The organism is Pseudomonas sp. LS44, from assembly GCF_024730785.1.
GTDB lineage: Bacteria > Pseudomonadota > Gammaproteobacteria > Pseudomonadales > Pseudomonadaceae > Aquipseudomonas.
In genome coordinates this window covers 252,436-273,630 of sequence record NZ_CP102830.1, presented here as the reverse complement: position 1 = coordinate 273,630, position 21,195 = coordinate 252,436, and the positions used below count along the sequence as shown (strand labels likewise).

Sequence of the window (21,195 nt, the reverse complement as noted above, 5' to 3'; positions counted from 1 at the left end):
GTGGCGATACCACGGCTTGTCGAGGCGTGCGCGCGGCGCTGTAGAATTGCCCGCATGTTAAGCCAAACTGCTCCCTCGCTGTTTCAACCAATTGTCGATGACCTGGCCGAGCATGGTTGGGCCCGGCAGAGCCGCTTCCTGCCAGATGATCTGACCCGAGCCTTGGCCGATGAGTGCCGTGAGCGTGCCCGGCAAGGCGAGCTGGCCCCGGCGCGGATCGGGCGCGGCGCCGGCCAACAGGTCCGCGAAGGGGTGCGCGGTGATCGCATCCAGTGGCTGGAAGCCGGCCAGTCGGCGGCCTGCGATCGCTATCTACGGCTGATGGAGGACTTGCGCGAGGCGCTCAACCAGGCGCTCTACCTGGGCCTGGCGGATTACGAGAGCCACTTCGCCTGTTATCCGCCCGGGACGTTTTACCAGCGCCACGTCGACCGTTTCCGCGACGACGACCGGCGCGTGGTCTCGGTGCTGACCTATCTGAATGATGATTGGCAGGCAGCGCATGGCGGCGCATTGCGCTTGCATCTGCCGGCGGCGAACGGTGAACGGACCGAGGATATCGCCCCGCTGGGTGGCAGCCTGGTGGTGTTCATGTCCGCCGACTTGCCCCATGAGGTGCTGACCAGCAACCGCGAACGGCTGTCGCTGGCCGGCTGGTTTCGCCGACGTGGCGACGGGTTGCTGTGATGATCGCAGACCTTAGTGACCCCAGACGCGAAACGTACCGCGCAGGTCGGTGATGTCGCGCACCGCCAGCTTGCCGATGCTGCTGTCGCCGATATACAGGTCGCCTTCCACACGCACGCGAATACGCTGAGCGGGGAAGTCGTTGGCAATCAACTGCTGATTGATGCCGGTCAGATCGGGCAGGGTCAGCTGGATCTGCTGCTGGCCGTTGTTGCCGGAGATTACATCGACCTGCAAGGTCGGCACGTTGATGCCCAGCAGCGGTACGCTGAGGCCCAATTGCGCGGGCCCGTAGGCGAAGCTGCCACCGGCGCCGTTCGGGCAGTCGCCGGGATTGACGCAGCCGTTGTCGACCTTGACGTTGCGCAACGAGACACTGCCACCGTCGTCATTCCAGGCCACCTGGCCGATATTGGCCTGCAGGTCGATGCGCAGGGTGATGCCGGCCTGACCGGTGATGGTGCTCAAGGTGTGATTGTCGAGATCGCGCAGGGCGGCCTGGCTGCTGCCGGCGGATAGCGTGGCGAAGCTGACGAGCGCCAGCAGTAGGTGACGGGTTGTGCTTGAGGACATGGCGGCGTTTCCTTCGCGCAGTTCGCGGGGTGCGCCGCAGTCTGGCCCGCGCCGTCCAGGCTGGCGAGCGGTGCCCGGCAGTTCCCGCCGAAGGATAGGCTGCGCGATGGCTGCGGGCGCCTCGGGCCGGCGCTTTGCTCCGTTTTCCCGCACCTTCGGTTGGCCGTCGATAGGCTTGAATTAGGCAGTTGTTACGCGCAGTGACTGACCATCACGCGTCGTCAGGAGGGATACCCAATGCAGAAAATCCTCGTCAGCCGTTGTTTGCTTGGCCATCTGGTGCGCTATGACGGCGGCTGCCACGGGCCGTTCGACTTGCTCGCGCGCTGGCAGGCCGAGGGCCGAGTGGTGCCGCTGTGCCCGGAAGTGGCCGGCGGTTTGCCGACCCCGCGCGCGCCGGCGGAAATCGCCGGCGGCCAGGGTGGCGAGGTGCTCGAGGGTCGCCAGCGGGTGCTGACCATTAGCGGCGACGATGTCACGGCGGAGTTCCTCGATGGTGCGCAGCAGGCGCTGGCTCTGGTCCGCGAACACGGCATTGGCCTGGCGGTGCTCAAGGCGCGCAGCCCGTCCTGTGGCAATCGGGAGAATTACGACGGCAGTTTCACGGGCCGCAAGGTCGCAGGCGAAGGCGTTACCGCCGCGCTGTTGCGGCGGGCCGGGGTGCAGGTGTTCAGCGAAGAACAATTGCCGGACGCAGCCCGGGCGCTGGCTGCACTGGATGCTGAAACTATCTGAAACAGAGCGGTTGCTTTGCTAGGGAACCGCGCCTTGCGGGGGTTGGTCTGTGCTCATCCAATCCAGCAAGGAACAGCGCCATGCCACGTCTACTGCCGATTTTCGCTCTCGCCGTCGCCTTCTCCGGTGGCCTCGCCCACGCAGCAATGCCGCTCACGGCAGCGCCGCAGGGGGCTGAGGTGTACTTCATCGAACCGGCTGACGGGGCCACGGTGGACAAGACCTTTACCGTCAAATTCGGCCTCAAGGGCATGGGCGTCGCACCGGCCGGCATTGACGCTCCGGCCACCGGCCACCGGCCACCATCATCTGTTGATCGATGTGCAGGACATGCCAGCGCTAAACATGCCGCTGCCGGCCACCGAGAACGTCCGCCATTTCGGCAAGGGGCAGACCGAAACCGAGCTGACCCTGGCGCCGGGCAAACACACGTTGCAGCTGTTGGTCGGCGACAAGAATCACGTGCCGCTCGATCCGCCGGTGATCTCGAAGAAAATTACCGTCACAGTGAAATGACGGCCACCGTGATGACGGCCACCGTGAAGTAGTCGCCTCGGCATCAGCCAGGCATGAAAAAGGGAGGCCGAAGCCTCCCTTTTTCATATCCAGCAAAACAGTTCTCAAAGCGTCGCGAGCGGCTGTCAGCTCGGTGCGGCCGGAGCGCAGGAACCGCAATGTACTGGAGTACATGAGGATTCCGAGCACCGCCCGTGCCGAGATCACAGGCACACAGCAGCTTTGCGGGCTGTTTTCAGAACAGTACGCGGCTGCGGATGGTGCCGGTGACGTGCTGAATCTTCTCCAGGGCCAGGTCGGAGTACTCGGCGTCGACGTCAATGACCACGTAGCCGACCTTGTCGTTGGTCTGCAGGTACTGGCCGGAGATGTTGATGCCGTTCTCGGCGAACACCTTGTTGATCTCGCTCATCACACCCGGGATGTTCTCGTGGATGTGCAGCAGGCGGTGCTTGCCCGAGTGCGCCGGCAGGGCCACTTCAGGGAAGTTGACCGACGATACCGAGGTACCGTTGTCGCTGTACTTGACCAGCTTCTCGGCCACTTCCAGACCGATGTTGGCCTGCGCTTCGGCAGTCGAACCACCGATGTGCGGGGTGAGGATCACCCGGTCCAGGCCACGCAGCGGGCTCTCGAACTCTTCGTCGTTGGACTTCGGCTCGACCGGGAACACGTCGATTGCCGCGCCGATCAGGTGCTCATCCTTGATCGCGTTGGCCAGGTGATCCAGTTCGACCACGGTGCCACGTGCGGCGTTGATCAGGATGCCGCCCTTCTTCATGGCGCGGATTTCTTTCTCGCCGATCATCCACTGGGTGGACGGCAGCTCCGGCACGTGCAGCGAGACGATATCGGCCATGCCCAGCAGTTCGTGCAGGTTGCCGACCTGGGTGGCGTTGCCCAGCGGCAGCTTGGTCACCACGTCGTAGAAGTACACCTGCATGCCCAGCGCTTCGGCGAGCACCGACAGCTGGGTGCCGATCGAGCCGTAGCCGACGATACCGAGCTTCTTGCCGCGGATCTCGAAGGAGTTGGCCGCCGACTTGATCCAGCCGCCGCGGTGGCACGAGGCGTTCTTCTCGGGGATGCCACGCAGCAGCAGGATGGCCTGCGCCAGCACCAGCTCGGCGACCGAACGGGTGTTGGAGAACGGCGCGTTGAACACCGCGATGCCGCGTTCGCGGGCGGCGTTGAGGTCGACCTGGTTGGTGCCGATGCAGAAGCAACCGACCGCGACCAGCTTCTTGGCGCAGTCCAGGACCTCGGCGGTCAACTGAGTGCGCGAGCGGATGCCGATGAAATGCGCGTCGGCGATCTTTTCCTTCAGCTCGTTGTCGGACAGCGCGCCTTTCAGGTACTCGATGTTGCTGTAGCCGGCGGCTTTCAGCGTATCCACCGCGTTCTGGTGCACACCTTCGAGGAGAAGGAACTTGATCTTGCTCTTGTCGAGAGAGGTCTTGCTGCTCATCTGCGTACCTGTGATTCGCGGTAAAAATGTCAGGGCGTGCGGCACTTGGGCCGGTCCCGAAAGTCGGCTCGGGGCACAGTCAACGGGGGCGCTATGCTAGCATACGGCCCCCGCGAAAGACCCACCCCTGGCTGATGAAGCGTGCTCAGGGTGACCATGAATCGTTTGAGAGTTCCGCTGATGACCCATGCCCTGATCGAAGAGCTGAAGACCCTGGTTGAGCCCGGCAAAGTCCTCACCGACGCTGATTCCCTGGCCGCCTACGGCAAGGACTGGACCAAACATTTCGCTCCGGCACCGCTGGCCATTGTCCTCCCCAAGAGCACTGAGCAGGTGCAGGCGATCGTGCGCTGGGCCAACGAACGCAAGGTCGCTCTGGTGCCTTCCGGCGGGCGTACCGGGCTGTCCGCCGCGGCTGTCGCGGCCAACGGCGAAGTAGTGGTGGCCTTCGATTACATGAATCAGATCCTCGCCTTCAACGAGTTCGATCGCACCGCGGTGTGCCAGCCGGGGGTGATCACCAAGCAGTTGCAGACCTTCGCCGAAGAGCAGGGCCTGTATTACCCGGTCGACTTCGCGTCCAGCGGCTCCAGCCAACTGGGTGGCAACATCGGCACCAATGCCGGCGGGATCAAGGTGATTCGCTACGGCATGACCCGCAACTGGGTGGCCGGGCTGAAAGTCGTCACCGGCAAGGGCGACCTGCTCGAGCTGAACAAGGACCTGATCAAGAACGCCACCGGCTATGACCTGCGCCAGCTGTTCATCGGCGCCGAAGGCACCCTCGGCTTCGTCGTCGAGGCGACCATGCGCCTCGACCGCGCACCGCAGAACCTCACGGCGATGGTCCTCGGCACCCCTGATTTCGATTCGATCATGCCGGTGCTGCACGCCTTCCAGAACAAGCTCGACCTGACCGCCTTCGAATTCTTCTCCGATAAGGCGCTGGCCAAGATCCTCGCCCGCGGCGACGTGCCGGCGCCGTTCGACAGCGAGTGCCCGTTCTATGCCCTGCTGGAATTCGAGGCGAGCACCGAGGAAGTGGCCAACGCCGCGCTGGCGACCTTCGAGCATTGCGTCGAGCAGGGCTGGGTGGTCGACGGGGTGATGAGTCAGAGCGAGCAGCAGCTGGCCAACCTGTGGAAGTTGCGCGAATACATTTCCGAGACCATCTCGCACTGGACGCCGTACAAGAACGACATCTCGGTCACCGTCAGCCAGGTGCCGGCGTTCCTCCATGACATCGACCGCATCGTCGGCGAGCACTACCCGGACTTCGAGATCATCTGGTTCGGCCACATCGGCGACGGCAACCTGCACCTGAACATCCTCAAGCCCGACGCGCTGAGCAAGGACGAGTTCTTCGCCAAGTGCGCGACGGTCAACCAGTGGGTGTTCGAGACCGTGCAGAAGTACAACGGCTCGATCTCCGCCGAGCATGGCGTGGGCATGACCAAGCGCGATTACCTGACCTACAGCCGCTCGGAGGCGGAAATCGCCTACATGAAGGCGATCAAGGCGGCCTTCGATCCGAACGGGATCATGAACCCGGGCAAGATATTCCCGGTCTGACCGCTCCTACAGTCGACTCAGCCGTAGGGCGGGCGTAACCCGTCATATCAACGCGGGTCGCCCCCGCCCGATGAGGAGCAGGCATGAGCTACCAACATCAGTACAGCGACGGTACCCACATCCATTTCCCGATGGGCAAGGTGGTCTGCGTCGGGCGTAATTACGCCGAGCACGCCAAAGAGCTGAACAACCCGGTGCCGACTGAGCCGCTGCTGTTCATCAAGCCGGGCAGCTGCGTGGTGCCGCTGGATGGCGGCTTCATCATCCCGCTGGACCGCGGCGCCGTGCATTTCGAAGCGGAAATCGCCGTGCTGATCGGCAAGCCGCTGTCGCGCCAGCCGAGCCGCGAAGAAGTCCTGGACGCCATTTCCGGCTACGCCCCGGCGCTCGACCTGACCCTGCGCGACGTGCAGGCCAAGCTCAAGGAAAAGGGTTATCCATGGGAATTGGCCAAGGCCTTCGATGGCGCCTTTGTCCTCGCCCCGTTCGTTCCCGGCGATAGCGTGGAAGACCCGGCTGACCTAGGCATCCGCCTGACCATCAATGGCGAAGTGCGCCAGGACGGCAACAGCCGCGACATGCTCAACCCGATCGTGCCGCTGATTCAGCACATCGCCGGGCATTTCAGCCTGCAACCGGGCGATGTGGTGTCTACCGGCACTCCGGCCGGGGTCGGCCCATTGCAACAAAACGATGAATTGCATCTCGAACTGCTCGGCCATGCGCATTTCGCCGGCCGGGTGCTATAAGGGCGCTTCACGTTTTTTTGATTATTGCCCCTCTATCTTGTGCGCCGGGATGCGCGCCTCCCGAGTGAGGTGCACATCCAGCACGCACCGTTCTGTTCATGGATGAAACAACGGAACTGTCATGCGTGGCGGCTAGTCTGACCGCCCCCAAGTCGCAGGTAGTTCGATGTCCATCTCCATGTCTTTCTTACCTCGGCCGCGCTGGCTGGCGCTGATCCTGGCGCTGACCACCCTCGTCGTGCTGACGCGATTCTGGCATTGGGATGATCGTGCCTTGTTCTGGCTCCATGAGCGTGGCATCGGCCAGGCCGAGCGCGATGCGAGCATCTGGTTGCCGGGCTACCGCGCAGTCATTCAGGCCAAGCCGCTGGCCGGACTGGAAAAGGATGAAACCTCCGATCTGGCCTACAACCCGGTCAGCCGAACCCTGTTCACGGTGACCGGCAAGAAGCCGTTGCTGGTCGAGCTGAGCCTGACTGGCGATGTGCTGCGGCGCATCGCCCTGAACGGTTTCTCCAATCCCGAGGGCGTGGCAGTGCTTGCCGACGGCAACATGGCGATTATCGACGAGCGTCGGCGCACCTTGTCGATCTTCAAGCTGACACCACTGACCGTCGAACTCAGCCCGCTGGACACCACCGAATTCGACCTGGGCTTTGCCGATTCCGGCAACAAGGGCTTCGAGGGCATCGCCTGGGACCCGGCGCAACATCGCCTGCTGCTCGGCAAGGAGCGCTCGCCGCTGGAGCTGTTCAGCTGGAGCAGCGATGGCACCGCGCAGCTCGGCGGCAGCATGAAACCGCTGCACAGCGACCAGCTGTACATACACAACCTCTCGGCGCTGGGCGTCGATCCGCGCACCGGACATACCCTGGTGCTGTCGGCGCAATCCAACCTGCTGCTGGAGATTGACGAGCACGGCGAACCGGTCAGTTTCATCAGCCTGATCGGCGGGCTCAACGGCCTCGACCGACGCATTCCACGCGCCGAAGGGGTGGCCATCGACGAGACCGGGACCATCTATATGGTCAGCGAACCCAACCTGTTCTATGTGTTTCGCAAGACTGTGACAGATGCCGAGCCGGTCGCCGAAGCGGACTGAGTTCAGCTCGGCTCAAGCCGCGTTAAGCCTCAATTCAGCTGGATTGACTATGCTGACGCCATCAACCACTGCTACGGAGTCAACCTTATGCAACGTCACCTCCTCGCTCTGCTGTTCGTCCCACTGTTCTCGGCCAGTGCCATGGCTGCCACCGGCGGCGGTTACACCGGCCCTGGCGCCACGCCGCAAGTGACCACCGTCGCGGGTGCCCTGGACGCCGCAGATGACACGCCAGTGGCGCTCACCGGCCAGATCGTCAAGCGCCTGAAAGGCGACAAGTACGAATTTAAGGATGCCACCGGCACCATTCAGGTCGAGATCGATGACGACGAGTGGCCGGCGCAATCCATTTCCGAGTCCGCCAAGGTCAAGCTGACCGGCGAAGTCGAACGCGAGCTGACTGGACGTGAAGTCGACGTCGATATCCTCGAGCTGGTGAAGTAATCCCCCCTGAAATAACCCCCCGAAGTTAACCTCGAGTCCACGTCGATCGTTGCGGTCGGCGTGGTCGTTCCTCCGCATGGACGCATGTTGCGCTGCTAGCCGGGCTATTCAGGCAGGCTTGATCGTCGGCATAGTGCAGTCCAGTTCTCCTGCCGAGCGCACGCGATGCTTCGATTGTTCACCTGGAAACGCCTGCCGGTTTTGCTGGCACTGGCGGCGCTGTTGTTGGCGGCGCTGGTCGGCCAGCACTTTCGGCTGTTCGAGCGCGCTTGGTTTACCGCGCAGGAAGGCCGTCATGAGGAGCGCTGGCGCGGTAAGTCGATCTGGTTGCCGGACTATCGGGTGGCCGTCGAAGCGCTGCCGCTCGAAGGCCTCGAAGATCTTTCTGCACTGACCTACGACCCGCAGCGCAAGACCCTGTTTACCGTGACCAACAAGCGCTCCCAGCTGATCGAGCTGTCCCTCGACGGACGGGTTCTACGCCGCATTCCGCTGCAAGGCTTCGGCGATCCGGAAGCCATCGAATACATCAGCCCCGGGGTGTATGTGATCACCGACGAGCGTGAGCAGCGCTTGATCAAAGTGCGCGTCGCTGACGGCGAGCAGCTGTTGGATGCGGCCAACGCCGAACAGTTGACCCTGGGCATCGGCCTGAACGGTAACAAGGGGTTCGAGGGACTGGCCTACGACGCGGGCGGCAAGCGGCTGTTTGTCGCCAAGGAGCGCGACCCGGTGCGCATCTATGAAATACAGGGTTTCCCGCAGCGCAATCCGGATATTCCCTTCGCCGTGCATGTGGTCGATGACCCCAAGCGCGATGCCGGACTGTTCGTCCGCGACCTGTCGAGCCTCGACTACGACGCACCTACCGGCCACCTGTTGGCGCTGTCCGATGAGTCGCGGTTGGTGTTGGAGTTGGACGCCGATGGCCGGCCGATCAGCAGTCTGTCACTGCGTGGCGGCCAGCACGGCCTGAAACATAACGTGCCGCAGGCCGAGGGCATCGCCACCGACGAGGCGGGCACGTTGTATCTGATTAGCGAGCCGAACCTGTTCTACGTGTTCCGTAAACAGGCCGACTGATCAGCTCTCGTCGACCAGCACGGCGCCCGGCGCATTGCTGGTCACCGACTGGATGCCGGCGTCACGACTGGTGGCGCTGGCATACATCTGGCTCTGGCCGATCACCTGGCCGTTGGTGGCCTTGAGCACGAAGTAGGGTTTGCCGCCGCTACCGTCCCTGGCTTCGAAGGCGCCGTCGCGCGCGACGTTTTTGCGCACCGACTCGATGCCGTTCAGCGCCGAGTCCTTGGCCTTGTACAGCTCGCTGGTGAGGACGATCTCACCGTTGCCGGCGAGCAGGTTGAAGTGGAACTGGCCATCTTTGGCCTTTTTCAGATGGAATTTTCCGGCCATCGGGGGTCTCCTGGCGTAATGGGCTGGCGCACCTCGGGCTGAGCTGGCGCCATCCCCAGTAACGCTAGACGACTCCACCGGACGCGGGCCGGCAGCCGATCAGCGGCGCAGGGCCTTCACACCCTCGCTGGTGCCGAGCAGCAACAGGTCGGCCGGGCGCGCGGCGAACAGGCCGTTGGTGACCACCCCGACGATGGCGTTGATCTGCGCTTCGAGCTCCGGCGGATTGACGATGCTCAGGTTGTGCACATCGAGAATCACATTGCCGTTGTCGGTCAGCACACCCTCGCGGTACACCGGGTCGCCGCCCAGTTTGACCAGCTGGCGGGCGACGTGGCTGCGCGCCATGGGAATCACTTCGACCGGCAGCGGGAAAGCGCCGAGTACCGGCACCAGCTTGCTGGCGTCGGCGATGCAGATGAAAGTCTTGGCCACCGCGGCGACGATTTTCTCGCGGGTCAGCGCGGCACCGCCGCCCTTGATCAGGTTCAGGTGCTCGTCGCTCTCGTCGGCGCCATCGACATAGAACTCCAGGTCGCTGACCGTATTCAGCTCATACACCGGAATGCCGTAGCCTTTGAGGCGCGCGGCGGTGGCTTCGGAACTCGCCACGGCGCCATCGAAGGCCATCCTGTGCTGGGCCAGCGCGTCGATAAAGCAGTTGGCGGTCGAGCCGGTGCCGACCCCGACCACGCTCTTGCTGTCGAGCTGCGGAAGAATGAAGTCGACGGCGGCCTGGGCGACGGCCTGCTTGAGCTGATCCTGGGTCATGGCGGAATCCGGGTAGAAAACAGAAGAAGCGAATTATAGCGGCGCGCTTGCGGCGGATGTTGGATTGCCAACCAACGGTTGATTTCGTTGCGGTAGACTGCCGGCTACCTGAATTTCCCGCCAGCGATGCCGCCATGCTCGAACAGTACATCAAGAAGATCCTCACCTCGCGCGTCTACGACGTCGCGGTGGAAACCCCGCTGCAGCCCGCCCGCCAGTTGTCCGAGCGGCTCAACAACCAGATTCTGCTCAAGCGCGAAGATCTGCAGCCGGTGTACTCGTTCAAGATTCGCGGCGCCTATAACAAGCTGGCGCAGCTGAGCCCCGAGGAACATGCGCGTGGCGTGGTCACCGCCTCGGCCGGCAACCATGCCCAGGGCCTGGCGCTGGCGGCCAAGCACCTCGGGGTCAAGGCCACCATCGTCATGCCGCGCACCACCCCGGAGCTCAAGGTGCAAGGCGTGCGAGCGCGGGGCGGTAAGGTCGTGCTGCATGGCGATGCCTTTCCCGAGGCGCTGGCCTATTCGCTGAAACTGGTCGAGGAAAAGGGTTACGCCTATATCCACCCGTACGACGATCCGGACGTGATCGCCGGCCAGGGCACGGTGGCCATGGAAATCCTCTGGCAGCACCCCGGCCAGCTGAATGCGATCTTCGTTCCGGTCGGTGGCGGCGGGTTGATCGCCGGCATCGCCGCGTACATCAAGTACCTGCGCCCGGAGATCAAGGTCATCGGCGTCGAACCGGACGATTCCAACTGCCTGCAGGCCGCGATGGCTGCCGGCGAGCGCGTGGTGTTGCCGCAGGTCGGGCTGTTCGCCGACGGCGTGGCGGTGGCACAGATCGGCCAGCACACCTTCGACATCTGCAAGGACTATGTCGACGAAGTGATCACCGTCAGCAGCGACGAAATCTGCGCGGCGATCAAGGACATCTACGACGACACCCGCTCGATCACCGAGCCGGCCGGCGCTCTGGCGGTGGCCGGGATCAAGAAGTACGTCGAGCGCGAAGGCGCCAGCGAGCAAGTGCTGGTGGCCATCGATTCCGGCGCCAACATCAACTTCGACCGCCTGCGCCATGTCGCCGAGCGCGCCGAGTTGGGCGAGAAGCGCGAAGCGATCATCGCCGTGACCATTCCCGAGCGACCGGGCAGCTTCAAGGCCTTCTGCGAGGCGATCGGCAAGCGGCAGATCACCGAGTTCAACTACCGCTACCACACGGATAAAGAGGCGCACATCTTCGTCGGCGTGCAGACCCATCCGGACAGCGACCCGCGCGCGGCGCTGGTCGCCAACCTGCGCGAGCAAGGCTTTCCGGTGCTCGATCTAACCGACAACGAACTGGCCAAGCTGCACATCCGGCACATGGTCGGCGGCCATACCGCGCGGGTCAGCGACGAGGTGGTGTACCGCTTCGAGTTCCCCGAACGACCTGGCGCGCTATTCAACTTCCTGCAGAAACTCGGCGGGCGCTGGAATATCTCGATGTTCCATTACCGCAATCATGGCGCCGCCGACGGGCGGGTGGTGGCCGGTCTGCAAGTGCCGGTGGCGGAGCGCCATCTGGTGCCGGAGGCGCTGGAAGAAATTGGCTATCCGTACTGGGACGAAAGCGACAACCCCGCCTACCAGCTGTTTCTTGGCTAGCCCTGGGCTAGGCTGGAAAGGTTGAGATCAAGGAACCGCAAGTATGCCTACCGTGCAAACCCTGGAAATTGTGCAAATCGCCGGGACCGCCCTGTTGCTGGTCGTCGCTCTCGGGCTCGCCGGGTATGGCTGGCGCACCTGGCGCAGCGGCGACCACGCGCGCGCCGCACAGAGCGTACGGCACATTGGCTGGGCGGGTTGGACGCTGGCCGTGCTGAGCATTCTCAGCCTGCCGGTCGCCAGTTGGTGGCTGGCCCGTCTGGGCCCCTGGCCGCTGGCGCAACTATGGTTGCTGGGCGGTGCGTTGCTATACATCCCGGCATTTATCGCCTGGCTGCTGCTGGCCGGACGGCTACAGCGATTGCGCGAAGCGGTACAAGGCGATGCAGGATTAGCCGGTGGTGCCGGCCTGCTGCGCGGTACGCAGATCATGACCGCGCTGACCGTGCTGCTGTTCGCCACGCTGCTGGTGCTGGTGATCGTCAAACCGGCATAACCGGCGTCCATGTGCCGATTAAGTGTTGCGCAGCGCTTTTGTAGGGTGGGTTAGCCGCGTAGCGGCGTAACCCACCAGCGGTGCCATCTCGGGCACCGGCGTCCAGCCTTCGGTGGGTTACGCCTATGGCTAACCCACCCTACGAATCTGACCAGCGTAAAGTCGTAGCCCGGATGTAATCCGGGGATTTGGCGACTCCGCCTCCCGGATTGCATCCGGGCTACCTCGAGCGTTCGGGCATTAACGCAACGAAATGATCGGCCAGCCGCGCTGCTCGGCTTCGGCGCGCAGTTTCGGGTCGGGATCCACCGCGCAAGGCCGGGCGACTTGCTCGAGCAGCGGCAGGTCGTTCAACGAGTCGCTATAGAAGCTACTGCCTTCCAGGCTCAAACCGTTTTCCGCCAACCAGCGATTCAGGCGCGTCACCTTGCCTTCGCGGAAGCACGGTACGTCGGTGGTGCGTCCGGTGTAGCGCTCGCCGACCATTTCGCACTCGGTGGCCAGCAGCGTCTCGACGCCCAGCCGCGCGGCGATCGGCGCGGTGACGAAGCGGTTGGTGGCGGTGATGATCAACAGCTTGTCGCCGGCAGCGCGGTGTTCGGCGAGCAGCGCCTCACCCTTGGCGAGGATGATCGGCTCGATGCAATCGCGCATGAACTCGGCGTGCCACTGTGCGAGTTGGGTCACGTCGGTGCGGCCGAGGATTTCCAAGCTGAAATTCAGGTAATCAGTGATGTTCAGCGTGCCGGCCAGGTAGTCCAGATAGAACTGGTCGTTGCGCGCTTTGTAGGCGTCGGCGTCGAGGATGCCGCGGCGGCACAGATAGTCGCCCCAGGCGTGATCGCTGTCGCCGGCCAGCAGGGTGTTGTCGAGATCGAATATCGCCAAACGCACGGTAAATGCTCGCTTTAGAGGCCAAAAATTGGCCCACAGAATACGGCCTTTTGCCCCTGATGCCCACATCGCTGGACGCCGCGTTGCCGCTCTCGCAACCTTTATGGAACAATGCCGGAACATGCGTTTTCGAGGTTGTATGCCGTGATCGATTCCGATGGTTTTCGCCCAAATGTCGGCATCATCCTGACCAATGATGTCGGTCAGGTACTCTGGGCTCGACGGATTAATCAAGATGCCTGGCAGTTTCCGCAGGGCGGTATCAACGCGCAGGAGTCGCCGGAACAGGCGCTGTACCGCGAGTTGAACGAAGAAGTCGGCCTGGACCCCGACGATGTGCAAATTCTTGCCTGCACCCGGGGCTGGTTGCGTTATCGTCTGCCGCAACGTCTGGTCCGGACCCATAGCCAACCGCTGTGCATCGGCCAGAAACAGAAGTGGTTCCTCTTGCGCCTGACCGGCGCGGATGAGCGGGTGCGCATGGATGTAACCGGCAAGCCGGAGTTTGATGACTGGCGCTGGGTCAGCTACTGGTACCCGCTGGGCCAGGTAGTGACATTCAAGCGCGAGGTCTACCGCCGCGCCCTCAAGGAACTAGCACCGCGCCTGTTGGCGCGCGACTGATACGGAGTTCGACCCCGAGCCATGCTCAATACGCTGCGCAAGATCGTCCAGGAAGTGAACTCCGCCAAGGATCTCAAGGCGGCGCTGGGGATCATTGTGCGGCGCGTCCGGGAGGCGATGGGCAGCCAGGTCTGCTCGGTCTACCTGCTCGATCCGGAAGCTGGGCGCTTCGTGCTGATGGCCACCGAAGGCCTCAACAAGCGCGCGATCGGCAAGGTCAGCATGGCGCCGAGTGAAGGTCTGGTCGGCCTGGTCGGTACCCGCGAAGAGCCGCTGAATCTCGAATTCGCCTCCGAACACCCGCGTTATCGTTACTTCGCCGAAACCGGCGAGGAGCGCTACGCCTCGTTCCTCGGCGCGCCGATCATCCACCACCGGCGGGTGATGGGCGTATTGGTGGTGCAGCAGAAGGAGCGCCGCCAGTTCGATGAAGGTGAAGAAGCCTTTCTGGTGACCATGAGCGCGCAGCTCGCCGGGGTCATCGCGCATGCCGAGGCGACCGGTTCGATCCGCGGCCTCGGCCGCCAGGGCAAGGGCATCCAGGAAGCCAAATTCGTCGGCGTCCCCGGCTCATCCGGTGCCGCCATCGGCACCGCCGTGGTGATCTTGCCGCCGGCCGATCTGGAAGTGGTGCCGGACAAAGCGGTCAGCGATATCGACGCCGAACTGCGCCTGTTCAATAACGCGCTCGAGGGCGTGCGCAGCGACATGCGCCAGCTGTCCGCCAAGCTGGCCACCCAGCTGCGCCCGGAAGAGCGCGCGTTGTTCGACGTGTATCTGATGATGCTCGACGACGCCGCCCTCGGCAGCGAAGTGACCAAGGTCATCAAGACCGGCCAGTGGGCGCAGGGCGCGCTGCGCCAGGTGGTCAACGAGCACGTCAAACGCTTCGAACTGATGGACGACGCCTACCTGCGCGAGCGCGCCGCCGACGTCAAGGACCTCGGCCGGCGCCTGCTCGCCTACTTGCAGCAAGAGCGCAAGCAGAGCCTGGTGTACCAGGACAACACCATTCTGGTCAGCGAAGAGCTGTCGCCGGCGATGCTCGGCGAAGTGCCGGAAGGCAAGCTGGTCGGCCTAGTCTCGGTGCTTGGCTCGGGCAACTCGCACGTGGCGATCCTGGCCCGCGCCATGGGCATTCCCACGGTGATGGGCGCGGTCGATCTGCCGTATTCCAAAGTCGACGGCATCAAGATGATCGTCGACGGCTACCACGGCGAGGTGTTTACCAACCCCAGCGAGGTGCTGTGCAAGCAATACGCCGAGGTAGTCGAGGAAGAGCGCCAGCTGTCCCAGGGACTGAATGCCCTGCGCGAGCTGCCGTGTGAGACGCTCGACGGCCACCGCATGCCGCTGTGGGTCAACACCGGCCTGCTTGCCGACGTCAAGCGTGCGCAGGAGCGCGGCGCCGAGGGCGTCGGCCTGTACCGCACCGAAGTGCCGTTCATGAATGGGGAGCGCTTCCCCAGCGAAAAGGAGCAACTGGCCACCTACCGCGAACAGCTGGCGGCCTTCCACCCGCTGCCAGTGACCATGCGCAGCCTCGATATCGGTGGCGACAAGGCGCTGTCCTACTTCCCGATCAAGGAAGAGAACCCGTTCCTCGGCTGGCGCGGCATCCGCGTCACCCTCGACCACCCGGAAATCTTCCTGGTGCAGACCCGCGCCATGCTCAAGGCCAGCGAGGGCTTGAACAACCTGCGCATCCTGCTGCCGATGATCTCCGGCACCCACGAGCTGGAAGAGGCGCTGCACCTGATCCACCGCGCCTGGGGCGAAGTCCGTGACGAGGGCGTGGACATTCCCATGCCGCCGGTGGGCGCGATGATCGAAATCCCGGCGGCGGTCTATCAGGTGCGCGAATTGGCCCGCCAGGTGGATTTCCTCTCGGTCGGCTCCAACGATCTGACTCAGTACCTGCTGGCGGTCGATCGCAACAACCCTCGCGTCGCCGATCTGTATGATTTCCTGCATCCGGCCGTGCTGCAGGCGCTGCGCCTGGTGGTCGACGGCGCGCATGCCGAAGGCAAGCCGGTGAGCATCTGCGGCGAAATGGCCGGCGACCCGGCCTCGGCGGTGCTGCTGATGGCGATGGGCTTCGACAGCCTGTCGATGAACGCCACCAACCTGCCCAAGGTGAAATGGCTGCTGCGTCAGATCAGCCTGTCCAAGGCCAAGGAGCTGCTCGCCCAGCTGATGACCATCGATAACCCGCATGTCACCCACAGCACCCTGCAACTGGCGCTGCGCAACCTCGGCCTGGGTCGGGTGATCAATCCGGCGGCGACCATTCAGGCCTGAGCCTGCGGACGATGAGCGATCATCCCTGCCCCACCTTAACGCTTGTGCATCTCGCCGAGCTGCAGTTGTCGGCGGCCAGTGCCGTGGTCTGCCAAGGCGACGAGCTGTGGATCGTCGCCGACGATGCGCTGGTGCTGCAGCGTTACAGCCTGACCGGCGAGTACGCCGGGAAAATCGCGCTGCTGCCGGGCGAGCTGCCTGCCGATGCAGCGGAACGCAAGGCGCACAAGCCGGATTTCGAAGCCCTCGCGCATTTACCGGACGGCAGCCTGCTGGCCCTTGGTTCCGGCTCGACTGCCAAGCGCCGACGCGGCTGTCTGCTGCAGGGCGAGGCGGTGCGCATCATCGATTTGAGTCCGCTCTATCAAGAATTGCAGCAGCACTTTGTCGAGCTGAATCTGGAAGGCGCAGTAGTGTTCGGCGAGGATCTGCTGCTGGCGCAGCGCGGCAATGGCGCGGCGGGGGAAAACGCGGTGGTGCTGCTCGATCTGCCCCAAGCGCTGGCCGATCTCGCCGCCGGCCAACTGAGCGCGGCCGCGCTGCGGCGGATTGTGCCGCTGGCGCTGGGCGACTTGGATGGCGTGCCGCTGGGCCTCACCGACCTGGCCGTCGACCCGCACGGACGGTTGTATTGCAGTGCTGCCGCCGAGGCCAGTGGCTCGACGTACCTGGATGGTGACTGCGCCGGCAGCGTGCTGGCGCGCTTCGATAAGGACTTGCACCTCGTCTGGCGGGCGCGGCTCGCGCCGCTGGCGAAAATCGAAGGGCTGGCCTTCCAGGCCGATGGCCGTCTGCTGCTGGTTGCCGATGCCGATGATCCGCAGCGTCTGGCGCCACTGTTTGCCCTGGACGATTTGCACCGCAGCTAAGCGATCCTCGCTACACCCCTTAGAGCTGTAGCCCGACTTCGCCGAGATGTGCGCCATAGGGGCCGAAACTGCGTTCCACCAGAGTCTGTGAACCATCGGCGCGGCGGATCAACGCGGTGCTAGCGCGGGTGCCGTAGTTGGGGCTGGCGATGAACGGGCTGGACAGCAGCTGCTCGGTGGCCAGGCCGACCCCGGTATCCGGCAGGTCGGCTTCGCGGGCCGGCTCGGCATCGGCGAGCAGGGCCAGGAGCGCCTCGGGCTGCGGATCGTCCAGGCAGTTGCTCAGGGCCGCTTTGACCCGTTGCAATTTCGGCCAGGGCGTATCCAGCGCCGCATTGGATAAGCCGTAAACGCCGGCCGCCAGTGCTCGCGGCGTGCCTTCCCGGGCGTTCAGGAACCACAACTCGCGTGCCGTGCCGACCAGTAGGTTGAACCCGGAATAATCCTTCAGCTGCAGGGCGACGTGCTGCAGGTATTCGCCCGGGGACAGCGTGCCGCGCAGATAGCGCGCCACCAGTTCACCGCGCGAATGGGTGCCGAGCGGCTGACCGGGGTTGCGGATATTGGTCAAGGCGGCGAAGCGGCCCGCGCTGGTCACCCCCATCCAGGTGCCACCGGCCTCCATATCACGGCCGGCGTACAGACCCGGCGCATCCGCCCACTCGCCCAGCGCGCGGCTCGGCCGGGCATAAAATTCATCGCGATTGGCGGCCAGCACCAGCGGTACGGCGTGAGTGGGGCGCCAAGCAAAGGTGATCAGGCACATCAGGCGTTTTCCACAGGGCAAAGCCTGAGCTTAAAGGCTTGCCAGGCTTTTCTGTAGCCGCGAATGCATTGGCGATCGACGTAGCGCGGGTGATGGTCATCGCGAATGAATTCGCTCCTACGCAGAATTCGATGTTTCAGGGCGGATGCACTGTTACGTACTGTCGATCACCTGCGGTGGAGGGGCCGGGGTGCATCCGTTACCATGCGTGCTGGTTTGGGGGGGGTGTCGATGGAATTCCTGCTGTATTTGCTGCTGGGTGCCGGCGCGGGAGTGATGGCCGGACTGTTCGGCGTCGGTGGCGGCATGATCATCGTGCCGGTGCTGGTGTACAGCTTCGCCGCGCACGGTTTCGATCCGCACATCCTTACCCACATGGCGGTCGGCACCTCGCTGGCCAGCATCATCTTCACCTCGCTCAACTCGATCCTCGAACACCACCGCAAGGGTGCGGTGAACTGGACGGTGTTCGTCTGGATGGCGCTGGGCATCCTGGTCGGCGCCGGCCTCGGCGCGTTGACCGCAGAAGCGATATCCGGGCCGATGCTGCAGAGGATCATTGGGATCTTCGCCATCTGCATCGCCGTGCAGATGGCCTTCGACTTGCGCCCCAAGGCCAGCGGCGGCCTGCCCGACAAGCCCGGCTTGAGCGCCGCCGGCGGCGTGGTCGGCTGGGCCTCGGCGATTTTCGGTATCGGCGGCGGCTCACTGACCGTGCCGTTCCTGGTCTGGCGCGGGCAGAGCATGCAGCAGGCGGTGGCCACCTCGGCGGCCTGTGGCTTGCCGATCGCGCTGATGGGCGCGGCGAGCTTCATGCTGATCGGCTGGCGCACGCCGGGGCTGCCGGAGTGGAGCCTGGGCTTCGTCTATCTGCCGGCGCTGGTCGGCATCGCGGTCGCCAGTATGCCGTTCGCCCGCGTCGGCGCGCGCCTGGCGCATCGCCTGCCACAACACATTCTCAAGCGCCTGTTCGCCCTGCTGCTGCTGTGCGTCGGCCTGAATTTCCTGCTCTGAAGGAGTGATTGATGCTGCCTTATCCGCAGATCGACCCGGTGGCGATTGCCCTCGGTCCGCTGAAAATCCACTGGTACGGCCTGATGTACCTGATCGGCATCGGCGGCGCCTGGTGGCTGGCCTCACGCCGGCTGGCCCAGTTCGATGCGAGCTGGAGCAAGGAAAAACTCTCTGACCTGGTGTTCTGGGTGGCGATGGGCGTGATCCTCGGTGGCCGCCTCGGCTATGTGCTGTTTTATGACCTGTCGTCCTATCTGGCCAACCCGCTGCTGATCTTCGAAGTGTGGAAGGGCGGCATGTCCTTCCACGGCGGGCTGATCGGCGTGATGCTGGCCACCTTCTGGTTCGGCAAGCGCCACGGCAAGAGCTTCTTCGAGCTGATGGACTTCATCGCCCCGCTGGTGCCGATCGGCCTCGGCGCCGGGCGCATTGGCAACTTCATCAATGCCGAGCTGTGGGGCAAGGCTACCGATGTGCCGTGGGCGATGATTTTCCCCACCGACCCCGCGCAACTGCCCCGCCACCCGTCGCAGCTGTACCAGTTCGCCCTGGAAGGCGTGGCACTCTTCCTGATCCTCTGGGCGTACTCGCGCAAGCCGCGGCCGACCATGGCGGTGTCCGGGATGTTCGCCCTGTTCTACGGGCTGTTCCGCTTTATCGTCGAATTCGTCCGCGTGCCGGACGCCCAGCTCGGTTACCTGGCCTTCGACTGGCTGACCATGGGCCAGGTGCTGTGCCTGCCGATGATCCTCGGCGGCATCGCGCTGATCGTGATTGCCTACAAGCGCCAAGCGGCGCCGGGAGTTGCCGGATGAAACAGTACCTCGACCTGATGCGCCTGGTGCGTGAAACCGGCACCTTCAAGAGCGACCGCACCGGCACCGGCACCTACTCGGTGTTTGGCCACCAGATGCGCTTCAACCTGGCCGACGGCTTCCCGCTGGTGACCACCAAGAAGTGTCACCTGCGTTCGATCATCGTCGAGCTGCTGTGGTTCCTGCGCGGCGATACCAATATCCAGTACCTCAAGAACCACGGCGTCAGCATCTGGGATGAGTGGGCCGACGAGCAGGGCAACCTCGGCCCGGTGTACGGCTACCAGTGGCGCAGCTGGCCGGCGCCGAACGGCGCGGCGATCGACCAGATCAGTAAGGTCGTTGAGATGATCAAGCAGAACCCGGATTCGCGGCGCCTGATCGTCTCCGCCTGGAACCCGGCGTTGGTCGACGAGATGGCCCTGCCGCCGTGCCACGCGCTGTTCCAGTTCTACGTCGCCGACGGCAAGCTGAGCTGCCAGCTGTACCAGCGCTCGGCCGACATCTTCCTCGGCGTGCCGTTCAACATCGCCAGCTACGCGCTGCTGACCCTGATGGTCGCCCAGGTCTGCGGTCTGCAGCCGGGAGAGTTCATCTGGACCGGCGGCGACTGCCACCTGTACGCCAACCACATCGAGCAGACCGACCTGCAGCTGAGCCGCGAGCCGTTGCCGCTGCCGACCATGCAGATCAACCCGGCGGTGAAGGACCTGTTCGCCTTCACCTTCGAAGACTTCGAGCTGGTCGGCTACCAATCGCACCCGCACATCAAAGCGCCGGTCGCGGTGTAAGGCGGGCGCCACCGCGATGCTCGCCGAGCTGAAGGCCTTCTACACCGTCGCCCGCCTGGGCAGCGTGACCCAGGCGGCGAAGAAGCTCGGCCTCAGCCAGCCGACGGTGACCACCCAGATTCGCCAGCTGGAGAGCCAGTACGGCGTCGAGCTGTTCTACCGCGGCGGCCGCGGCCTGAGCCTGAGCGAGGAAGGCGTGCGCCTGCTGCCACTGGTCAAGGAGCTGCTGCAGCGCGAGGCCGACATCGACTTCCACCTGCGCAACGCCGGCCAGTTGCAGGGCCACCTGCGCATCGGCGCCACCGCGCCCTACTACGTGCTCGACCTGATCAAGCGCTTCCGCGAGGCTCACCCGCAGATCGCCGTGTCGGTGGAGATCGGCAACTCGCAACAGGTCATCGAGGCGCTGGAGGAGTACCGCGTCGACCTGGCCGCCTCCTCGCAACCGCTCGACGACGCGCGCCTGACCCGCCTGCAGTTGGGTAGCGACCCGTTGGTCCTGGCGGTGCATCGCGAGCACCCGTTGGCGGCGCAGGCGCGCGTACCGCTGAGCGCGCTGAGCGGGCATTGCCTGCTGCTGCGTGAGGCTGGCTCGACCACTCGCCAGCTCACCGAAACGATGCTGGCTGCCGCCGGCGTGGCGCTCGGTCCGCTGCTGGAAATCGGCAGCCGCGAGTCGATCCGCGAAGCGGTGCTGCGCAATATCGGCGTGAGCATCATCGCCCGCCACGAAGTGCCGAATAACCCGGCGCTGTGCATCATCGAGCTGGAGGACGCGGCGGAAATCGGCGAGTACCTGTACTGCCTCAAGGAGCGCCGCCAGGCGCGCCTGCCGGCGGCGTTCCTCGCCGTGGCGCGGGAATTGGCGGAGCGCTGCTGATTCCGCGTTTGTAGCCCGGATGCAATCCGGGGAATCCAGACGCCTGCGCTTCCCGGATTGCAT

General features: G+C 64.3%; 22 protein-coding genes, 1 other RNA gene and 1 pseudogene. 17 read left to right on the top strand and 7 right to left on the bottom strand.

What is annotated here, in order from left to right; all coding sequences use genetic code 11:
* Positions 1-54 precede the first annotated feature (54 nt).
* The gene (locus NVV93_RS01280) at positions 55-687 is read left to right on the top strand and encodes a 2OG-Fe(II) oxygenase (protein ID WP_258252658.1); all 633 of its coding nucleotides are present in this window, start codon (positions 55-57) and stop codon (positions 685-687) included.
* Positions 688-699: 12 nt separating this feature from the next.
* Here NVV93_RS01280 and NVV93_RS01275 read toward each other — a convergent pair whose 3' ends face one another.
* Positions 700-1,260 (bottom strand): DUF6160 family protein, encoded by a 561-nt coding sequence (locus NVV93_RS01275; protein ID WP_258252657.1) that lies wholly within the window; start codon positions 1,258-1,260, stop codon positions 700-702.
* A 237-nt stretch (positions 1,261-1,497) separates the two neighbouring features.
* Between NVV93_RS01275 and NVV93_RS01270 the strand changes: the two genes are divergently transcribed.
* Together NVV93_RS01270 and NVV93_RS01265 are read left to right on the top strand one after the other, a co-directional pair.
* Positions 1,498-1,995, top strand: coding sequence for a DUF523 domain-containing protein (locus NVV93_RS01270; protein WP_258252656.1), 498 nt, complete (start codon positions 1,498-1,500; stop codon positions 1,993-1,995).
* 80 nt (positions 1,996-2,075) lie between these two features.
* A pseudogene (locus NVV93_RS01265) lies at positions 2,076-2,511 on the top strand (DUF4399 domain-containing protein).
* 99 nt (positions 2,512-2,610) lie between these two features.
* Here NVV93_RS01265 and NVV93_RS01260 read toward each other — a convergent pair.
* Both NVV93_RS01260 and serA read right to left on the bottom strand, forming a co-directional pair.
* Positions 2,611-2,685: non-coding RNA, sX9 sRNA (locus NVV93_RS01260), on the bottom strand.
* 61 nt (positions 2,686-2,746) lie between these two features.
* The gene (serA, locus tag NVV93_RS01255; RefSeq protein WP_258252655.1) at positions 2,747-3,979 is read right to left on the bottom strand and encodes a phosphoglycerate dehydrogenase; all 1,233 of its coding nucleotides are present in this window, start codon (positions 3,977-3,979) and stop codon (positions 2,747-2,749) included.
* Positions 3,980-4,159: 180 nt separating this feature from the next.
* Here serA and NVV93_RS01250 point away from each other — a divergent pair, with 180 nt between their 5' ends.
* From NVV93_RS01250 to NVV93_RS01230, 5 genes are all read left to right on the top strand, one after another.
* A complete protein-coding gene (locus NVV93_RS01250; RefSeq protein ID WP_375162945.1) occupies positions 4,160-5,551 on the top strand; it encodes an FAD-binding oxidoreductase in 1,392 nt (463 codons plus the stop codon).
* 83 nt (positions 5,552-5,634) lie between these two features.
* A complete protein-coding gene (locus NVV93_RS01245) occupies positions 5,635-6,300 on the top strand; it encodes a fumarylacetoacetate hydrolase family protein (RefSeq protein ID WP_258252654.1) in 666 nt (221 codons plus the stop codon).
* A gap of 166 nt (positions 6,301-6,466) precedes the next feature.
* On the top strand, positions 6,467-7,402 hold the full coding sequence (locus NVV93_RS01240; RefSeq protein ID WP_258252653.1) for an SdiA-regulated domain-containing protein: 936 nt from the start codon (positions 6,467-6,469) through the stop codon (positions 7,400-7,402).
* A gap of 87 nt (positions 7,403-7,489) precedes the next feature.
* The gene (locus NVV93_RS01235) at positions 7,490-7,846 is read left to right on the top strand and encodes a NirD/YgiW/YdeI family stress tolerance protein (protein ID WP_258252652.1); all 357 of its coding nucleotides are present in this window, start codon (positions 7,490-7,492) and stop codon (positions 7,844-7,846) included.
* A gap of 165 nt (positions 7,847-8,011) precedes the next feature.
* A complete protein-coding gene (locus NVV93_RS01230) occupies positions 8,012-8,929 on the top strand; it encodes an SdiA-regulated domain-containing protein (protein ID WP_258252651.1) in 918 nt (305 codons plus the stop codon).
* On the opposite strand, the gene NVV93_RS01225 is transcribed toward NVV93_RS01230, so the two are convergent.
* Both NVV93_RS01225 and rpiA read right to left on the bottom strand, forming a co-directional pair.
* Complete coding sequence (locus tag NVV93_RS01225; protein WP_258252650.1) at positions 8,930-9,262, bottom strand: YegP family protein; 333 nt, start codon at positions 9,260-9,262, stop codon at positions 8,930-8,932.
* 99 nt (positions 9,263-9,361) lie between these two features.
* A complete protein-coding gene (gene rpiA, locus NVV93_RS01220; RefSeq protein ID WP_258252649.1) occupies positions 9,362-10,033 on the bottom strand; it encodes a ribose-5-phosphate isomerase RpiA in 672 nt (223 codons plus the stop codon).
* A gap of 134 nt (positions 10,034-10,167) precedes the next feature.
* Here rpiA and ilvA point away from each other — a divergent pair, with 134 nt between their 5' ends.
* Both ilvA and NVV93_RS01210 read left to right on the top strand, forming a co-directional pair.
* Entirely contained in the window at positions 10,168-11,682 is a 1,515-nt protein-coding gene (ilvA, locus tag NVV93_RS01215; protein ID WP_258252648.1) for a threonine ammonia-lyase, biosynthetic, read from the top strand.
* Positions 11,683-11,725: 43 nt separating this feature from the next.
* Positions 11,726-12,178: a DUF2269 family protein gene (locus NVV93_RS01210; protein WP_258252647.1), complete on the top strand. Its 453-nt coding sequence runs from the start codon at positions 11,726-11,728 to the stop codon at positions 12,176-12,178.
* A 240-nt stretch (positions 12,179-12,418) separates the two neighbouring features.
* Here the strand turns inward: NVV93_RS01210 and NVV93_RS01205 are convergent, their stop codons facing one another.
* Entirely contained in the window at positions 12,419-13,072 is a 654-nt protein-coding gene (locus tag NVV93_RS01205) for an HAD family phosphatase (RefSeq protein ID WP_258252646.1), read from the bottom strand.
* Positions 13,073-13,216: 144 nt separating this feature from the next.
* Between NVV93_RS01205 and NVV93_RS01200 the strand changes: the two genes are divergently transcribed.
* From NVV93_RS01200 to NVV93_RS01190, 3 genes are read left to right on the top strand one after another with little or no spacing between them, the layout of a single operon-like run.
* Entirely contained in the window at positions 13,217-13,696 is a 480-nt protein-coding gene (locus NVV93_RS01200) for an RNA pyrophosphohydrolase (RefSeq protein WP_258252645.1), read from the top strand.
* A 21-nt stretch (positions 13,697-13,717) separates the two neighbouring features.
* Positions 13,718-15,997, top strand: a complete 2,280-nt coding sequence (gene ptsP / locus NVV93_RS01195; protein ID WP_258252644.1) for a phosphoenolpyruvate--protein phosphotransferase — start codon at positions 13,718-13,720, stop codon at positions 15,995-15,997.
* Between the two features lie 11 nt (positions 15,998-16,008).
* Entirely contained in the window at positions 16,009-16,866 is an 858-nt protein-coding gene (locus NVV93_RS01190; protein WP_258252643.1) for an SMP-30/gluconolactonase/LRE family protein, read from the top strand.
* Between the two features lie 19 nt (positions 16,867-16,885).
* On the opposite strand, the gene NVV93_RS01185 is transcribed toward NVV93_RS01190, so the two are convergent.
* The gene (locus NVV93_RS01185) at positions 16,886-17,632 is read right to left on the bottom strand and encodes an NRDE family protein (RefSeq protein WP_258252642.1); all 747 of its coding nucleotides are present in this window, start codon (positions 17,630-17,632) and stop codon (positions 16,886-16,888) included.
* Between the two features lie 231 nt (positions 17,633-17,863).
* Here NVV93_RS01185 and NVV93_RS01180 point away from each other — a divergent pair, with 231 nt between their 5' ends.
* From NVV93_RS01180 to NVV93_RS01165, 4 genes are read left to right on the top strand one after another with little or no spacing between them, the layout of a single operon-like run.
* Complete coding sequence (locus tag NVV93_RS01180) at positions 17,864-18,646, top strand: sulfite exporter TauE/SafE family protein (RefSeq protein ID WP_258252641.1); 783 nt, start codon at positions 17,864-17,866, stop codon at positions 18,644-18,646.
* An 11-nt stretch (positions 18,647-18,657) separates the two neighbouring features.
* Positions 18,658-19,461 (top strand): prolipoprotein diacylglyceryl transferase, encoded by an 804-nt coding sequence (gene lgt, locus NVV93_RS01175; protein WP_258252640.1) that lies wholly within the window; start codon positions 18,658-18,660, stop codon positions 19,459-19,461.
* Entirely contained in the window at positions 19,458-20,252 is a 795-nt protein-coding gene (locus tag NVV93_RS01170; protein WP_258252639.1) for a thymidylate synthase, read from the top strand. The genes lgt and NVV93_RS01170 overlap by 4 nt, the downstream gene beginning before the upstream one ends.
* Positions 20,253-20,268: 16 nt before the next feature.
* Positions 20,269-21,132 (top strand): LysR family transcriptional regulator, encoded by an 864-nt coding sequence (locus NVV93_RS01165; RefSeq protein WP_258252638.1) that lies wholly within the window; start codon positions 20,269-20,271, stop codon positions 21,130-21,132.
* Positions 21,133-21,195 lie beyond the last annotated feature (63 nt).

Excerpts from the sequence above, each read along its gene's own strand:
- NVV93_RS01280 (WP_258252658.1), top strand. The coding sequence starts at position 55 with ATGTTAAGCCAAACTGCTCCCTCGCTGTTTCAACCAATTGTCGATGAC.
- NVV93_RS01275 (WP_258252657.1), bottom strand. The coding sequence starts at position 1,260 with ATGTCCTCAAGCACAACCCGTCACCTACTGCTGGCGCTCGTCAGCTTC.
- NVV93_RS01270 (WP_258252656.1), top strand. The coding sequence starts at position 1,498 with ATGCAGAAAATCCTCGTCAGCCGTTGTTTGCTTGGCCATCTGGTGCGC.
- serA (WP_258252655.1), bottom strand. The coding sequence starts at position 3,979 with ATGAGCAGCAAGACCTCTCTCGACAAGAGCAAGATCAAGTTCCTTCTC.
- NVV93_RS01250 (WP_375162945.1), top strand. The coding sequence starts at position 4,160 with ATGACCCATGCCCTGATCGAAGAGCTGAAGACCCTGGTTGAGCCCGGC.
- NVV93_RS01245 (WP_258252654.1), top strand. The coding sequence starts at position 5,635 with ATGAGCTACCAACATCAGTACAGCGACGGTACCCACATCCATTTCCCG.
- NVV93_RS01240 (WP_258252653.1), top strand. The coding sequence starts at position 6,467 with ATGTCCATCTCCATGTCTTTCTTACCTCGGCCGCGCTGGCTGGCGCTG.
- NVV93_RS01235 (WP_258252652.1), top strand. The coding sequence starts at position 7,490 with ATGCAACGTCACCTCCTCGCTCTGCTGTTCGTCCCACTGTTCTCGGCC.
- NVV93_RS01230 (WP_258252651.1), top strand. The coding sequence starts at position 8,012 with ATGCTTCGATTGTTCACCTGGAAACGCCTGCCGGTTTTGCTGGCACTG.
- NVV93_RS01225 (WP_258252650.1), bottom strand. The coding sequence starts at position 9,262 with ATGGCCGGAAAATTCCATCTGAAAAAGGCCAAAGATGGCCAGTTCCAC.
- rpiA (WP_258252649.1), bottom strand. The coding sequence starts at position 10,033 with ATGACCCAGGATCAGCTCAAGCAGGCCGTCGCCCAGGCCGCCGTCGAC.
- ilvA (WP_258252648.1), top strand. The coding sequence starts at position 10,168 with ATGCTCGAACAGTACATCAAGAAGATCCTCACCTCGCGCGTCTACGAC.
- NVV93_RS01210 (WP_258252647.1), top strand. The coding sequence starts at position 11,726 with ATGCCTACCGTGCAAACCCTGGAAATTGTGCAAATCGCCGGGACCGCC.
- ptsP (WP_258252644.1), top strand. The coding sequence starts at position 13,718 with ATGCTCAATACGCTGCGCAAGATCGTCCAGGAAGTGAACTCCGCCAAG.
- NVV93_RS01190 (WP_258252643.1), top strand. The coding sequence starts at position 16,009 with ATGAGCGATCATCCCTGCCCCACCTTAACGCTTGTGCATCTCGCCGAG.
- NVV93_RS01185 (WP_258252642.1), bottom strand. The coding sequence starts at position 17,632 with ATGTGCCTGATCACCTTTGCTTGGCGCCCCACTCACGCCGTACCGCTG.
- NVV93_RS01180 (WP_258252641.1), top strand. The coding sequence starts at position 17,864 with ATGGAATTCCTGCTGTATTTGCTGCTGGGTGCCGGCGCGGGAGTGATG.
- lgt (WP_258252640.1), top strand. The coding sequence starts at position 18,658 with ATGCTGCCTTATCCGCAGATCGACCCGGTGGCGATTGCCCTCGGTCCG.
- NVV93_RS01170 (WP_258252639.1), top strand. The coding sequence starts at position 19,458 with ATGAAACAGTACCTCGACCTGATGCGCCTGGTGCGTGAAACCGGCACC.
- NVV93_RS01165 (WP_258252638.1), top strand. The coding sequence starts at position 20,269 with ATGCTCGCCGAGCTGAAGGCCTTCTACACCGTCGCCCGCCTGGGCAGC.